The sequence below is a fragment of the Bradyrhizobium sp. 76 genome (genome assembly GCF_023073025.1).
In the GTDB taxonomy this organism is placed as follows: domain Bacteria; phylum Pseudomonadota; class Alphaproteobacteria; order Rhizobiales; family Xanthobacteraceae; genus Bradyrhizobium.
In genome coordinates, this window is the sequence record NZ_JADPIS010000149.1 from 621,732 (window position 1) to 634,706 (window position 12,975).

The window sequence follows — 12,975 nt, forward strand, 5'->3', positions numbered from 1 at the left end:
GCGAACTGCGCTTCAATCCAGGCCCAGTGCCTTGCGGGATTTCCGCGTGAGTTTCGTCGCGACCATCGCGTGCGCCTGCGCCAGATAGGCCGTGAGCTCGGCGTCCGGCAGCGCGTTGTTGCCGACGAGCTGCACCCATTTAGCGCGCGCCAGATACGGTGCCGGCCGCGCAAGGCCGTGCTCGATCAACATGGCATAGGCCATGTTCGAGACCTTGAACATGTAGCCGCCGGAGCGCGCGGCAAAGCCGCCGCCGAGTGCGAACATCTTGCCGCCGACCTTGAACACCGAGGTGCCCTCCCACTGCACCACCTTGGTGACGGCGGGCAGGCGCAGGCAGCGGGTTTCGAAAGTTTTGGGAGTCATCGCCCGAGCGATAGCACAGCGCCCGCGGCTTGCAATGCCGCAACCTCGGAGCGCCACGGCGTGCCGCACCGCATCCGGGACACGAGAGGAACGACCCTACTTGTATCGTGCCGTTCGATCCCCCACACTCCCCACCACTCAATCAGTCACAGGAATAAGAACATGGCTCGCATTCGCTGTATCACCGAGATGGGGATGGGCGTCGACGTCCATGGCAGGGACGCCACCAAGGCGGCGAAACGTGCCGTCTCTGATGCCATCAGGCATTCGAGCCTCGGCTTCTTCCGGATGATCGACAAGACTGCGAACGACATGTTCGTGGACGTCACGATCGCGGTGCCGAATCCGGAAAGCGTCGACAAGGACGCGGTCGCGAAGGAACTGCCTTACGGCACTGTCACCGTCAACGCGGTGAAGGGCGGGCTGGAGATTCCGTCGGCCCCGGAACAGGGCAACGACCCGATCCTGATCGCCAATGCCGCCGTCATCGTCAGCTTCGACAAGGACTAGGCCGGTGTCCGATCATGATGAGCGGCTGCTGGATCGCCCGATCTGGAGCGCGCTGACGACCAGCCACAAACATCTGGCCGAAGGTGGCCCTCGCGCGCTGCGCTATCCGGTGGACGTGACGCCCTTTGCCGACATGGTCGACATGTCCGAGGCGAGCTTCGCCGCGCTCCGTGATCTCCTGTCGGGCTCGCAGGTCGCCGCGCTGTTCACACCGGACGCCGTCGACGTTCCCGCAGGTTTCAAGGTCGTGCTGGCCGGACTCTGCGAGCAGATGATCGGCTCTCCGGCCGACAGTCCGCTTCGCGATGCCGAGATCGTTCGACTGGGTGCGGCCGACGTTCCCGCCATGATGGCGCTGACGGAGTTGACCAAGCCCGGTCCATTCGCGCGGCGCACCCACGAACTCGGGACGTTCCTCGGCATCCGTGCCGGCGGCGAATTGGTCGCGATGGCCGGCGAGCGCATGAAGCCGGGAAATTTCGTCGAGATGACGGCCGTCTGCGTCCACCCCGACCATCGCGGGCGGGGCTACGCGCAGGCGCTGCTGGCGGCTGTCGCACGCCAGATCGAGGCGCGCGGTGAAATTCCGTTCCTGCACGTGTTTTCGAGCAATTCGTCGGCCATCGCGCTGTACCATCGGCAGGGGATGCGGACTCGGCGCCGCCTGCACGTCACCGCGTTCATGAAGCAGGAATGAGCTGCGCCGTCCGGTCAGGCTTCATATCCGGCGAATTCACGCTATACCGATCCCAGCCATCATTGGGGAAACACATGGACGCCAGAACACCTGATTTTTCCGCCGCGCGGACGGCAATGCAGCGTTACGTCGATCAGGAGATCATTCCGGGTGCATCCTGGGCGGTGCTGCGGGGCCGCGAGGTCGTCGATCAGCAGTGCGTCGGTTTTGCCGACCGCGAGGCGAGCACCGCGCTGCGGCCCGATCACATTTTTCGTGCGTTTTCCAACACCAAGATCTTCGTCACCTGCGCGGTCATGCTGCTGGTCGAGGAGGGCCGCATCGGGCTCGATGACGTTGTCGAGAAATTCCTGCCGCAACTCGGCAATCGCAAGGTTCTGAAGCCGGGCGCTTTGACCCTTGCCGACGTCGAGCCTGCGAAAAGCCCGATCACGATCCGGCAGCTTCTGACCCATACCTCCGGCCTCAGCTACGGCATCTTCGATCCCGGTACGGTGCTGTTCAAAGGCTATAACGAGGCGCGCGTTCTCAATCCATTGACGCCGCTGACCGACATGATCGACCAACTCGCCGATCTGCCGCTGTCCTTTCATCCCGGCGCGTCCTGGGAATATTCGGTTGCGACCGACGTGCTCGGGCGTGTCGTGGAGGTCGTCTCCGGCAAGCCGCTCGACGCCGTGCTCAAGGCGCGCATCTTCGAGCCGCTCGGCATGACCGATACCGGCTTCCACGTGCCGGACGCGCAGCAGGGCAGGCTGGTCGCGCTCTACAACGGCACGGATGTGCTCGATCCCATGAAGCCCGGCCTCACCCGGGCCGACGACCTGCCTTATCCGCAGGCCTATCGGCGGCAATTCCCGCGGCTGTCGGGCGGCGGCGGACTGGTCTCGACCTTGCCCGACATGCTCGCTTTGATACGGGCGCTGCTTCCCGGCTCGGATGCTCTGCTGAAGCCCGAGACGTTGCGGCAGATAATGACGAACCAGTTGCCCGCCGGCGAGAACATCCGCTTCGCCAATCTCGGCCCGATCCCCGGCAAGGGCTTTGGCCTCGGCGGCGCCGTCACCTTCGCGCCGATGCCGTTCGATCCTCCGAATTCGACCGGCGAATTCCAGTGGGGCGGCCTTGCCGGCACCCATTGGTGGATCTGCCCGCAGGCCAATACCGCCGGTGTGCTGATGGCGCAGCGCTACATGGGCTTCTGGAATCCGTTCTTCTTCGAATTCAAGCGTCTGGCCTATCAGGCAGTCGGAGGCTGATCGCGAAAAAAATTGCACTTGCCGCGAATCCTTTCCGCTCGTCGCACCCTCTCTTGAGGGTCGAGGCATTTTGCTTCGGCTCGTCTCGGAGGATGTGATGGCATTTTACAGGAAGAACATCGGCGGCCTGCATCAGGCCGTGCGGATCGCCTTTGGCGTCGCGGTGGCCGTCGCGGCATTCGTGTACCTGACCGGCGCCGCGGCCTGGCTGGTTGCGCTCGGCGGCGCCGGCTTCGCACTGACCGGCCTCGTCGGCTATTGTCCGATGTGCGCGATGGCCGGCATCGGAAGAGGAGGCGTGTCGTGAGCGCCGCTGGGATCTCGCCGGACCTGTTCGAGGCCGCGCGCCTCGGCGATCCCCAGGCGATCGCGTCTCTGCTCGAGACGGCGCAGCCGAACATCCGCCGCTATGCCCGCGCCACCTGTCGCAGCTCGGCGGATGCCGAGGATGCGACGCAGGAGGCGCTATGGATCCTGTTTCGCCATGTCGGCACGATCCGCTCGTGGCTGGCGTTTTCGGCCTGGCTGTTCAGTGTGGTCCGCCGCGAATGCCTGCGGCTCGCCCGTAAGGCAGGCCTCGCGTCGGCGATCGACGACGGAGAGGCGGAGGCGCTGCTGCTGTCGCGTCCTGAAGCCGATTTGCGGCTCGACGTCGCGGCGGCCTTCGAGGCGCTGCCGCCGCACTACCGCGATGTCGCGCTGATGCGCGACGTCAAGGAAATGACCATCGACGAAATCGCCGACGCACTCGGCGCAACCCGGCAGGCCGTGAAAGCACGTCTGCATCGCGCCCGCGCCCTGCTGCGCGAATATCTGACGAGGTGAGCCATGACCTGTTATCAAAGCCCTGACGATCTGAAATCCGTCCCGGCCTTGGTGGCGCTCGCGCCGGTCGAGGCCAACGCGTTCCTTGCGTTCAACCACGCGGTCGAGCGCAAGGACGGATTGATTCCGCCAAAATATCGCGAGCTGATCTCGCTCGCGGTCGCGCTCACCACGCAATGCGCCTATTGCCTCGATGTGCACACGGCGCAGGCGGCGAAGGCCGGTGTAACGCGCGAAGAAATCGCGGAAGCCGCGCTGATTGCGGCGGCGGTTCGCGCCGGCGGCACGCTCGGCCATGCGTTGCTGGCGCAGCGCCTGTTCGAGCAGCACCGGGGCGAGGGACCGGGATAGAGGAGCGGGCGGATGTCCGTCAGGGATCAGGAAATTGCCAAACTATCTCGGCCTTGACGGATTTCGCTTCGGCTGGGTCGCCGCCTGGATCGACGACCGCGGCAATCACGCGTTCGATTATTCGCCGGGTCTCGTGCGGCTGCTTGCGCTGCCGCATGCCCGGGCGATGATCGACATGCCGATCGGCTTGAAATGGAGCGGATATCGCATCTGCGATTTGCGCGCGCGCGAGCTCGTCGGTGCTGCCGTGTTTCTCGGCGCGCGCCGCGACCTCTGGAAATTTGCCGACATGGCCGCAGCTAACCGTCACTACTGGGAGTGCGAGGGCAAGGACAGGGGCGTGTCAGCGCAGCTCTGGAACATCAGGGACAAGATCAGGGATGCCGACGAGATCATGACGCCGACGCGGCAGACGACGATCGGCGAAGCGCATCCGGAATTGATTTTCTGGAATCTCGCTGGGCGGGCCCGGCTTGCAAAGAAGACGTCTGCAGAGGGCCGGGAGCAGCGCATCGCACTCCTGCAGCAGCGCGGCTTCGTGCGCTTGCCGACATGGCTGAATCAACGACACGGCACGGGCATCGGCCGTGACGATCTCATCGACGCCTGTGCCTGCGCGATCGCGGCACGCGACAGCACGGAGCGGTTCGGCGGAGAGGAGACCGACCCGCGGGGCTTGCGGATGGAGATCAATTATTGAGGCTACCGATGAGGACGATTCGGGAAAAAGCTGCAATTTATTTGAAGCTTGCAGGAACAGACGATGGCCGGCCCGCGTTCCTCGTGCGAACCGAACAGGGAGAAGCTCGTCCGATGAGGGATGCCAGTCAGTTCGCGACGGCGATGCTCGCACTCGTCTTCACCGGAGCGCTGCTCGTCACCGGCCAGCTCTTCATCGAGCAACGCGCACAGCGCGACGTGATGCACGCCACCAACCATTTGCTGCGGCCGTTGTGAACTGTGCGGGAAAATGATCTGACCACTCGACCTTGCGTCGTTCGTCCGCTGGCCTAGACTAGGCGGCATCTCATGAACGAAGCCGGGGTCCTGATGTCCGATCTGTCCGCCTTTCCCATCACCAAGCGCTGGCCGGCCAAGCACCCGGAGCTGCTCCAGCTCTATTCGCTGCCGACGCCGAACGGCGTCAAGGTCTCGATCATGCTGGAAGAGATAGGGCTTCCCTACGAAGTCCATCTCGTCGATTTCGGCAAGGACGACCAGAAGACGCCGGAGTTCCTCTCGCTCAATCCGAACGGCAAGATCCCGGCGATCCTCGATCCCGATGGTCCCGGCGGCAGGCCGCTGCCGCTATTCGAATCCGGAGCGATCCTGCAATACCTCGCGGAGAAGACCGGCAAGCTGCTGCCGCAGGATGCCTCGCGCCGTTACCAGACCATCCAGTGGCTGCATTTCCAGATGGGCGGCATCGGGCCGATGTTCGGCCAGGTCGGCTTTTTCCACAAATTCGCCGGCAAGGACTTCGAGGACAAGCGGCCGCTCGAGCGCTATGTGGGCGAGGCCAAGCGGCTGCTCGGGGTGATGGAGATGCATCTTGCCGGTCGGCAATGGTTCATGGACGACGACTACACCATCGCCGACATCTCCATGCTCGGCTGGGTGCGCAATCTCATCGGTTTCTACGGCGCCGGCGATCTCGTCGAGTTCAGCCAGTTCAAATCCGTCGCCGCCTGGCTCGAACGCGGGCTGGCGCGTCGGGCGGTCGAGCGCGGGCTCAACATTCCGAAGCGGCCGTAAGATCAGGTTAGCGCCTTGTGGGTCATGTAGAGCGCCATCAGCAGGATGACGGCGATCATGACCCGGCGCAGCACCGATTTGCTGACGCGATTGGCTGCGCGCGCACCGAGATCAGTGCCGACCCAGAGGCCGGCAAGAATGCCGATGATGGCGGGCCAACCGACCATGAGTCCCTTGCTCCAGTAGATGCCGGCGGCCGGAATATTGGTCGGGATGACCGAGAAGACGAGGCTGACGAGCTGCGCCTGGTGCTGCGGCACCCGCAGGCCCGCCGCGAGCCCGACGGTGATCGCCAGCCCGCCGCCGATGCCCATGAAGCCGGAGGAAAATCCGGCAAGCATGCCGATGAGGAGCAGCGGCAGCCAGGGCAGCTTGTCTCGGTCGCCGGTCTCCTTGGTTTTCTCCTCGCGGTCGCGGCGCAGGATCAGGAGAGCGATCAGCGCGACGAGATAGACGACGTAGGTCCATTGCAACACCGAGTCGGAGACTGCGGCCGCAGCGTAGCCGCCGCCGGCGCCGCCGAAGAGAAAGCCGATGCCGATCCAGACGATCCACAGCAAGGGACTGCGATTGCCGCTCTGCCAATAGCGGCGAACGCCCGCGAGTCCGGTCGGTGGAACCTGCGTGATCAGCGACGTGCCCTGGGCGATGTGTTGCTCGGCGCCGAGCAGCAGCACGCTGAAGATCACGAGACCGCCTCCGGGACTCGTGCCCATGAAGCCCGATGTCAGCCCGCCGATAAGGCCGACCCCAATGCCTGCGAGCAGGTCATGGATCCATGACATCGCTCAGCTCCTGGTTCGTCGCTTGACGTCGGCCTTCGTGATGCGAAATCCATCGATCACGCCGGTCACGGCTGCCATGCAGGCCTCGATGTCAAAATCCTGGCCCCAGCATTTTTGCAGCACAAAGCCCTGGAAGATCGCGATCAGCACGCGCGCGATCGCTTCCGCACCGAGATCGCGCTTGATGAGGCCGTCATGCTGGCCACGCTCGACCAGCGCGACAATCAGGGCGCGCGGCATGTCGATGCCTTCTACGATGCTGGTGCGGACGCGGCGGTTGCGCAGGGCCTCGGCCCAGCCGTGGATGCCGACACGGCGGCGCGCTTCGCCGGCGGGGTCGGTGAGCCATTGCGCGTAGACGCCGACCAGCGCGTGAAGTCCTTCGATCGGATCGCCCGATCCTTGCGCGACCGAGTTGAGCACGGCCTCGCGCCGGTGCCGGTCGTCGGCGAGGGCCTCGATCAGATCGTCCTTGCTCTGGAAGTAGAGATAGACCGCGCCATGGCTCAGTCCCGACCGTTTGACGATGTCGGCCATCCCGGTCTGGTGAAAACCGTCCTCGGCGAAGCAGGCGAGGGCGGCTTCGAGAATCTGCTGCCGGCGGCCTTCACGTTGCTTGTCGCTGATCTTGGGCATCCGGCCATCCATAAATAACTGACAGATCGATCGTTTTATTCGCCCGGCGGGCTAAGGACCCAAGAGCGCTGATCAATATAAAAACGATCAGTCAGTCATTTTTATTACCGAACTGGATCCCGGTCAACCCCGACAACCCGTACCGGGACACAGGCGGAGCGAATCGTTAAGGAGCGTCGCCGGCGGCCTGAATACCGCCCTCGATCGCGCGGGGCTAGAACAGCCGTCCGCCGTTCGGGACGAGCTTGCTCGGCTGCACCAGCACGACCTTGCCGCTGGCATCAGGGAAACCGAGGGTCAGCACCTCCGAGACAACAGGGCCGATCTGGCGCGGCGGGAAATTCACGACCGCAGCCACCTGTTGGCCCACCAGCGTTTCAAGCGGATGGTTTTCGGTGATCTGCGCAGAGCTCTTGCGCACGCCGATCGCGGGGCCGAAGTCGATCCACAGCCGCCAGGCCGGCTTGCGTGCTTCCGGGAACGGCTTTGCATCGACGATGGTACCGACCCGGATATCGACCGCGAGGAAGGTGTCGAAGTCGATGGTCGGCGATGCGGTCGCGGCTGGATCGTGGGTGACGTGCATGGAGTGTCCGTCCGAAGAGCTGGCATCATTCGCAATATTGTCGTGCGAACTGGAGTTGCGTACAACGTCGGAGCATTACGCTGCGACGCATGCGCGAGGACTGTCTTGCCCAACATCATCTACGGCATCAAGAACTGCGACACCATGAAGAAGGCGCGCGCCTGGCTCGACATCCATGGCGTCGCCTACACGTTCCACGACTACAAGGCGACGGGGGTGGAGAAGGACAAGCTCAAGCAGTGGAGCGACAAGGTCGGTTGGGAGACGCTGCTCAATCGCGCCGGAACGACCTTCAAGAAGCTGCCCGATGCCGACAAGGAAGGCCTCTCGGAGAAAAAGGCGCTGGCGTTGATGCTAGCGCAACCATCGATGATCAAGCGGCCGGTGCTTGAAGTTGCCGGCAAGCTGCTGGTCGGCTTCAAGCCGGATGTCTATGCCAAGGAAGTCACGACCAAGTAAGTCACGACCAAGGAAGCCGCCGCCAAATCGCGCTGACCGCTAGTTCAGCTCGATGATCTCGGTGGGAACACCGGAGCCCTGCTGGTCCGCGAACTCGACCAACTCGGCCGGCGCGATGCGGCCGGGGGTGCGATGGAACAGGTCCCGATCGATCACCGCGCGCAATCTCGAGCGCGGCAGCGCGTCATTTCCGCGCATCAGATTCTTGATCTCGAAGCCGCCGTCCTCGCAGAAGGTCTTGAGCGACGCGATGATGTGACAGACCTTGTCGTCAGTCTGGAACGGCAGCAGCAGGCGCTCATAGGCGACGATACGGCCGTAAATGTCATCGACGTCGGCAACGCTGTAGACAGGCAGCCCGCGCGCCACGCATTCATGATAGACCGGCATCACCAGGGGCGCGAGACGCGGCCCGATATAGTCGTCGAGCAGAGCGCCCTTGCCGGTGTGTCCATAGGCCCGCGAGATGCGCGTACCTTCGCTCTGAATGGTCAGACGCGGCGTCGGCGTCGACATGTCCACCGTATAATAGATCAGGTCGGAGAGCTCTTCCTCGAGCCGCGCAGGCTGGTACTCCCAGATCGCCGGAGCCGTCTGCTGGCGCCCATAAAGCCGCAGCCACGTGTTCAGGAGATCACGCTGCTTGATCGACTTGACCACGGAAGGAGCCGCGCTTGCAAAATCCAAGGCAATATTCCCGACGAAAAGAAATTCCGGACGCTTGAAACCCGCGCATGATCCTCACTGCGGGAAAATTTTCCATGAAGGCTGGCGCATGGAACGAAAGACCGTTAACGACGGCTTGATGACCGGCGCTTTGCGAACCGGGAAGCCGGGCAGGCGCGACATCAAAACACGTCCGACTAAGGGAGCATAAGTCTCCCGGCCGGAGGCCTGACCTGCTCAGCTTTCCGCCTTGCCTAACCCCCGTCACCTCCGGCATATTCCGCGCCCGGAGGCGGCGTTCCGGATGGGCTCCAGGGAGTGGCTCCGAGGCCTCCGGAAAGCCGAAGCAACAAGGATAGCCACGCGCGTTGTGCGGGCAGGGGGAAAACTGTTTGGCCGATGAGTTCATTCTCGAAACGGAAGGCTTGACCAAGGAGTTCGCGGGCTTCTTCGCCGTCCGCGACGTTGCGCTCAAGGTTCGCCGTGGGAGCATTCACGCGTTGATCGGCCCGAACGGCGCCGGCAAGACGACGTGCTTCAATCTTTTGACCAAGTTCCTCAAACCGTCTGCCGGAAAAATCCTGTACAAGGGGCAGGACATCACCGCGATGGCGCCCGCCGATGTGGCCCGCCTGGGACTGGTTCGCTCGTTCCAGATTTCGGCGGTGTTTCCCCATCTCACCGCGCTGGAAAACGTCCGCGTCGCGCTTCAGCGCCAGCACGGCAGCTCCTTCGATTTCTGGCGCTCAAAGTCCGTGCTCAACCAATTCAACGATCGCGCGCGCGAGCTGTTGAACGATGTCGGCCTCAGCGAGTTTTCCAATACGCCCGCGGTCGAGATGCCCTACGGGCGCAAGCGTGCACTGGAGATCGCAACCACGCTCGCGCTCGACCCCGAGATGATGCTGCTGGACGAGCCGATGGCCGGCATGGGCCACGAGGACATCGACAAGATCGCGGCGCTGATCAAGCGCATCTCCGCGAAATACACCATCCTGATGGTTGAGCATAATCTGAGCGTCGTGGCCAATCTCTCCGACATCATCACCGTGTTGACGCGCGGACAGGTGCTCGCGCAGGGCCATTACAGCGAGCTCACCAAGGACGAACGCGTCAAGGAAGCCTATCTGGGAGCCGGTCATGGCTGAGACTGCAACGGCGGAAGCTCCCGCAAAGGCCGCGAGCGGCGGCAACCTGCTCCAGGTCCGCAACCTGGAAGCCTGGTACGGCGAGTCCCACATCCTGCACGGGATCAACTTCGACGTGAACGCGGGCGAGGTCGTCACCCTGCTCGGGCGCAACGGCGCCGGCAAGACCACCACGCTGAAGTCGATCATGGGCATCATCGGCAAGCGCACCGGCTCGGTGAAGTTCAACAACCAGGACATCATCCGCACGACCTCGGACAAGATCGCGCGGATGGGAATCGCGTTCTGCCCGGAGGAGCGTGGAATTTTCGCCAGCCTCGACGTGCGGGAGAACCTGCTGCTGCCGCCGGTGGTGCGTCCCGGCGGATTGCCGCTCGAGCAGATCTTCGATCTGTTTCCGAACCTGAAGGAACGGCTCAACAGCCAGGGAACCAAGCTCTCCGGCGGCGAGCAGCAGATGCTCGCGATCGCGCGCATCCTGCGCACCGGCGCGAACTTCCTGATGCTGGACGAGCCGACCGAGGGTCTCGCGCCCGTCATCATCCAGCAGATCGGCCACACCATTGCGCGGCTCAAGAAGGAGGGTTTTACGATCCTCCTGGTCGAGCAGAACTTCCGGTTCGCATCCACCGTCGCCGACCGCTATTACGTGGTCGAGCACGGCAAGATCATTGACGGATTTTCCAATGCGGAGCTTGCCGCCAACATGGACAAGCTCCACACCTATCTCGGCGTCTAGAACGGCCAACAAGAAGATTCATAGGGAAGTAGCATGATGACAAAGTCGATTGCGTCGTTTCTGCTCGGCACGGCGCTGGCCGTGACCACCGCGGGCGTAGCCTTCGCGCAGGACAAGACCGTCAAGATCGGCGCGCTGTCCGATCAGTCCGGGCTCTATGCCGACCTCGGCGGACCGGGCTCGACGCTCGCCGCGCAGATGGCCATTGAAGATTCCGGCCTGGCTGCGAAGGGCTGGAAGATCGACATCATCTCGGGCGATCACCAGAACAAGCCCGACATCGGCACCGCGATCGCGCGGCAATGGTTCGACGTCGACAAGGTCGACGTCATCGTCGACGTGCCGAATTCCGGCGTGGCGCTCGCGGTCAACAACGTCATCAAGGAAAAGAACGGGGTCTATATCAACTCGGGCGCGGCGACCTCGGATTTAACCAACGCGCAGTGCTCACCCAACACCGTGCACTGGACCTACGACACCTACATGCTGGCCCACACCACCGGCCAGGCGCTGGTGAAGGCCGGCGGCGACACCTGGTTCTTCCTGACCGCGGACTACGCCTTCGGCGCGGCGCTGGAGCGCGACACCACCGCTGTCGTTACCGCAAATGGCGGCAAGGTGGTCGGCGGCGTCAAGCACCCGCTCAACACGCCGGACTTCTCGTCCTTCCTGCTTCAGGCGCAGGCCTCCAAGGCCAAGATCATCGGCCTTGCCAATGCCGGCGGCGACACCACCAACACGATCAAGCAGGCGGCCGAGTTCGGTATCGTCAAGGGCGGCCAGAAGCTCGCAGCGCTGCTGCTGTTCCTCACCGACGTCAAGGCGATCGGGCTCGAGACCGCACAGGGCCTCAACTTCACCGAGACCTTCTACTGGGACATGAACGATCAGACCCGGGCGTTCTCGAAGCGCTTCGCCGACAAGATGAAGAACAACGCGCCGCCCACCATGGTGCAGGCCGGCGTCTATGCGGGCGTGCGTCACTATTTCAAGGCACTGGAAGCGCTCGGCGGCAACCCGCATGACGGCGCCAAGGTCGTCGAGAAGATGAAGTCGATGCCGACGGAAGACGATCTGTTCGGCAAGGGCGAGATCCAGCCCAACGGCCGCACCATCCACAATGCCTATCTGTTCGAGGTGAAGAAACCCTCCGAGTCCAAGGGACCGTGGGATTTCTACAAGCTGGTCGGCACGGTGCCGGGCGACCAGGCCTTCACGCCGCTGTCCGAGAGCAAGTGCGCTCTGTTGAAGAAGTAAGATAACCGCCCGCAGACCATCAGGCCTGCGGGCGACTTTCAGGGAACGCCGAAGGGACCGGGTGCGGGATCGATGCAGGCTCTTTACGCTCAGCTACTGGTGGGACTGATCAACGGCTCGTTCTACGCGCTGCTCAGTCTCGGGCTTGCCGTGATCTTCGGCATGCTCAACATCATCAATTTCGCCCATGGCGCGCTCTATATGATGGGCGCGTTCGTCGCCTACTTCCTGCTGAACCTCGGCGGCATCAACTATTGGTGGGCGTTGCTGTTTGCACCGATCATTGTCGGCATCTTCGGCATGATCCTGGAACGGACCATGCTGCAATGGCTGACCGGGCTCGATCATCTCTACGGCCTGCTACTGACCTTCGGCATTGCGCTGATCGTGCAGGGCGTGTTCCAGAACTATTTCGGCTCCTCCGGCCTGCCTTACGCCATTCCGGACCAGCTCAAGGGCGGCATGAATCTCGGCTTCATGTTCCTGCCGGTCTATCGCGGCTGGGTCGTCATCTTCTCGCTGGTGGTCTGCATCGCGACCTGGTTCCTGATCGAGAAGACGCGGCTCGGCGCCTATTTGCGCGCCGCCACCGAAAACCCGACGCTGGTGCGCGCCTTCGGCGTCAACGTTCCGCGCATGATCACGTTGACCTACGGCCTCGGTGTCGGCCTTGCCGCGCTCGCCGGCGTGCTGTCGGCGCCAATCAACCAGGTGCGACCGCTGATGGGCGCCGACCTCATCATCGTGGTGTTCGCGGTGGTGGTGATCGGCGGCATGGGATCGATCATGGGCTCCATCATCACCGGCTTCGCGCTCGGTGTGATCGAGGGCCTGACCAAATATTTCTACCCCGAGGCCTCCAACACCGTCGTGTTCGTGCTGATGGTGCTGGTGCTCTTGGTGAAGCCAACGGGATTGACGGGAAGGGCGGCCTGA

Annotated in this window: 19 protein-coding genes; 14 read left to right on the forward strand and 5 right to left on the reverse strand. The window is 63.3% G+C overall.

Features of this window, described 5'->3' with window-relative positions; translation table 11 throughout:
- Nucleotides 1-12: 12 nt before the first annotated feature.
- Complete coding sequence (locus tag IVB48_RS38455) at nucleotides 13-366, reverse strand: MmcQ/YjbR family DNA-binding protein (RefSeq protein WP_247286471.1); 354 nt, start codon at nucleotides 364-366, stop codon at nucleotides 13-15.
- A gap of 162 nt (nucleotides 367-528) precedes the next feature.
- Here IVB48_RS38455 and IVB48_RS38460 point away from each other — a divergent pair, with 162 nt between their 5' ends.
- From IVB48_RS38460 to IVB48_RS38500, 9 genes are all read left to right on the forward strand, one after another.
- Nucleotides 529-876, forward strand: a complete 348-nt coding sequence (locus IVB48_RS38460) for a Lin0512 family protein (RefSeq protein ID WP_247408350.1) — start codon at nucleotides 529-531, stop codon at nucleotides 874-876.
- Between the two features lie 4 nt (nucleotides 877-880).
- Nucleotides 881-1,573 carry a GNAT family N-acetyltransferase gene (locus tag IVB48_RS38465; RefSeq protein WP_247408351.1) on the forward strand — a complete coding sequence of 231 codons (693 nt, stop codon included), beginning with the start codon at nucleotides 881-883 and terminating at the stop codon, nucleotides 1,571-1,573.
- Nucleotides 1,574-1,647: 74 nt separating this feature from the next.
- Nucleotides 1,648-2,832 carry a serine hydrolase domain-containing protein gene (locus tag IVB48_RS38470; protein WP_247408354.1) on the forward strand — a complete coding sequence of 395 codons (1,185 nt, stop codon included), beginning with the start codon at nucleotides 1,648-1,650 and terminating at the stop codon, nucleotides 2,830-2,832.
- A gap of 97 nt (nucleotides 2,833-2,929) precedes the next feature.
- Nucleotides 2,930-3,139: a DUF2892 domain-containing protein gene (locus tag IVB48_RS38475; protein ID WP_027569619.1), complete on the forward strand. Its 210-nt coding sequence runs from the start codon at nucleotides 2,930-2,932 to the stop codon at nucleotides 3,137-3,139.
- Nucleotides 3,136-3,657 carry a sigma-70 family RNA polymerase sigma factor gene (locus IVB48_RS38480; protein ID WP_247408356.1) on the forward strand — a complete coding sequence of 174 codons (522 nt, stop codon included), beginning with the start codon at nucleotides 3,136-3,138 and terminating at the stop codon, nucleotides 3,655-3,657. The genes IVB48_RS38475 and IVB48_RS38480 overlap by 4 nt, the downstream gene beginning before the upstream one ends.
- Before the next feature lie 3 nt (nucleotides 3,658-3,660).
- Nucleotides 3,661-4,008 (forward strand): carboxymuconolactone decarboxylase family protein, encoded by a 348-nt coding sequence (locus IVB48_RS38485; protein ID WP_027569621.1) that lies wholly within the window; start codon nucleotides 3,661-3,663, stop codon nucleotides 4,006-4,008.
- 34 nt (nucleotides 4,009-4,042) lie between these two features.
- Nucleotides 4,043-4,708, forward strand: coding sequence for a DUF429 domain-containing protein (locus IVB48_RS38490; RefSeq protein WP_247408358.1), 666 nt, complete (start codon nucleotides 4,043-4,045; stop codon nucleotides 4,706-4,708).
- Nucleotides 4,709-4,821: 113 nt separating this feature from the next.
- Complete coding sequence (locus IVB48_RS38495; RefSeq protein ID WP_007609210.1) at nucleotides 4,822-4,965, forward strand: hypothetical protein; 144 nt, start codon at nucleotides 4,822-4,824, stop codon at nucleotides 4,963-4,965.
- Nucleotides 4,966-5,058: 93 nt separating this feature from the next.
- On the forward strand, nucleotides 5,059-5,763 hold the full coding sequence (locus tag IVB48_RS38500) for a glutathione S-transferase N-terminal domain-containing protein (protein ID WP_027569623.1): 705 nt from the start codon (nucleotides 5,059-5,061) through the stop codon (nucleotides 5,761-5,763).
- A gap of 2 nt (nucleotides 5,764-5,765) precedes the next feature.
- Here IVB48_RS38500 and IVB48_RS38505 read toward each other — a convergent pair whose 3' ends face one another.
- The 3 genes from IVB48_RS38505 to IVB48_RS38515 all read right to left on the reverse strand — a co-directional run bounded on the left by IVB48_RS38505 (nucleotide 5,766) and on the right by IVB48_RS38515 (nucleotide 7,770).
- On the reverse strand, nucleotides 5,766-6,548 hold the full coding sequence (locus tag IVB48_RS38505; protein WP_247408359.1) for a sulfite exporter TauE/SafE family protein: 783 nt from the start codon (nucleotides 6,546-6,548) through the stop codon (nucleotides 5,766-5,768).
- Nucleotides 6,549-6,551: 3 nt separating this feature from the next.
- Nucleotides 6,552-7,184 (reverse strand): TetR/AcrR family transcriptional regulator, encoded by a 633-nt coding sequence (locus tag IVB48_RS38510; protein ID WP_247408361.1) that lies wholly within the window; start codon nucleotides 7,182-7,184, stop codon nucleotides 6,552-6,554.
- Nucleotides 7,185-7,398: 214 nt separating this feature from the next.
- Complete coding sequence (locus tag IVB48_RS38515) at nucleotides 7,399-7,770, reverse strand: tRNA-binding protein (protein ID WP_247408363.1); 372 nt, start codon at nucleotides 7,768-7,770, stop codon at nucleotides 7,399-7,401.
- 105 nt (nucleotides 7,771-7,875) lie between these two features.
- Here IVB48_RS38515 and IVB48_RS38520 point away from each other — a divergent pair, with 105 nt between their 5' ends.
- Nucleotides 7,876-8,229, forward strand: a complete 354-nt coding sequence (locus tag IVB48_RS38520; RefSeq protein ID WP_247408366.1) for an ArsC family reductase — start codon at nucleotides 7,876-7,878, stop codon at nucleotides 8,227-8,229.
- Nucleotides 8,230-8,268: 39 nt separating this feature from the next.
- Here IVB48_RS38520 and IVB48_RS38525 read toward each other — a convergent pair whose 3' ends face one another.
- Entirely contained in the window at nucleotides 8,269-8,916 is a 648-nt protein-coding gene (locus tag IVB48_RS38525) for a hypothetical protein (protein WP_247408368.1), read from the reverse strand.
- Between the two features lie 371 nt (nucleotides 8,917-9,287).
- On the opposite strand from IVB48_RS38525, the gene IVB48_RS38530 reads away from it, so the two are divergent.
- From IVB48_RS38530 to IVB48_RS38545, 4 genes are all read left to right on the forward strand, one after another.
- Entirely contained in the window at nucleotides 9,288-10,043 is a 756-nt protein-coding gene (locus tag IVB48_RS38530) for an ABC transporter ATP-binding protein (protein ID WP_018459153.1), read from the forward strand.
- A complete protein-coding gene (locus IVB48_RS38535) occupies nucleotides 10,036-10,782 on the forward strand; it encodes an ABC transporter ATP-binding protein (RefSeq protein WP_007609233.1) in 747 nt (248 codons plus the stop codon). Before IVB48_RS38530 ends, IVB48_RS38535 begins: the two co-directional genes overlap by 8 nt.
- A gap of 33 nt (nucleotides 10,783-10,815) precedes the next feature.
- Nucleotides 10,816-12,039: an ABC transporter substrate-binding protein gene (locus tag IVB48_RS38540; protein WP_027569631.1), complete on the forward strand. Its 1,224-nt coding sequence runs from the start codon at nucleotides 10,816-10,818 to the stop codon at nucleotides 12,037-12,039.
- Between the two features lie 72 nt (nucleotides 12,040-12,111).
- Nucleotides 12,112-12,975: a branched-chain amino acid ABC transporter permease gene (locus tag IVB48_RS38545; RefSeq protein WP_027569632.1), complete on the forward strand. Its 864-nt coding sequence runs from the start codon at nucleotides 12,112-12,114 to the stop codon at nucleotides 12,973-12,975.

Excerpts from the sequence above, each read along its gene's own strand:
- IVB48_RS38515 (WP_247408363.1), bottom strand. The coding sequence starts at position 7,770 with ATGCACGTCACCCACGATCCAGCCGCGACCGCATCGCCGACCATCGAC.
- IVB48_RS38510 (WP_247408361.1), bottom strand. The coding sequence starts at position 7,184 with ATGCCCAAGATCAGCGACAAGCAACGTGAAGGCCGCCGGCAGCAGATT.
- IVB48_RS38505 (WP_247408359.1), bottom strand. The coding sequence starts at position 6,548 with ATGTCATGGATCCATGACCTGCTCGCAGGCATTGGGGTCGGCCTTATC.
- IVB48_RS38470 (WP_247408354.1), top strand. The coding sequence starts at position 1,648 with ATGGACGCCAGAACACCTGATTTTTCCGCCGCGCGGACGGCAATGCAG.
- IVB48_RS38540 (WP_027569631.1), top strand. The coding sequence starts at position 10,816 with ATGATGACAAAGTCGATTGCGTCGTTTCTGCTCGGCACGGCGCTGGCC.
- IVB48_RS38500 (WP_027569623.1), top strand. The coding sequence starts at position 5,059 with ATGTCCGATCTGTCCGCCTTTCCCATCACCAAGCGCTGGCCGGCCAAG.
- IVB48_RS38485 (WP_027569621.1), top strand. The coding sequence starts at position 3,661 with ATGACCTGTTATCAAAGCCCTGACGATCTGAAATCCGTCCCGGCCTTG.
- IVB48_RS38535 (WP_007609233.1), top strand. The coding sequence starts at position 10,036 with ATGGCTGAGACTGCAACGGCGGAAGCTCCCGCAAAGGCCGCGAGCGGC.
- IVB48_RS38455 (WP_247286471.1), bottom strand. The coding sequence starts at position 366 with ATGACTCCCAAAACTTTCGAAACCCGCTGCCTGCGCCTGCCCGCCGTC.
- IVB48_RS38495 (WP_007609210.1), top strand. The coding sequence starts at position 4,822 with ATGAGGGATGCCAGTCAGTTCGCGACGGCGATGCTCGCACTCGTCTTC.
- IVB48_RS38460 (WP_247408350.1), top strand. The coding sequence starts at position 529 with ATGGCTCGCATTCGCTGTATCACCGAGATGGGGATGGGCGTCGACGTC.
- IVB48_RS38475 (WP_027569619.1), top strand. The coding sequence starts at position 2,930 with ATGGCATTTTACAGGAAGAACATCGGCGGCCTGCATCAGGCCGTGCGG.
- IVB48_RS38545 (WP_027569632.1), top strand. The coding sequence starts at position 12,112 with ATGCAGGCTCTTTACGCTCAGCTACTGGTGGGACTGATCAACGGCTCG.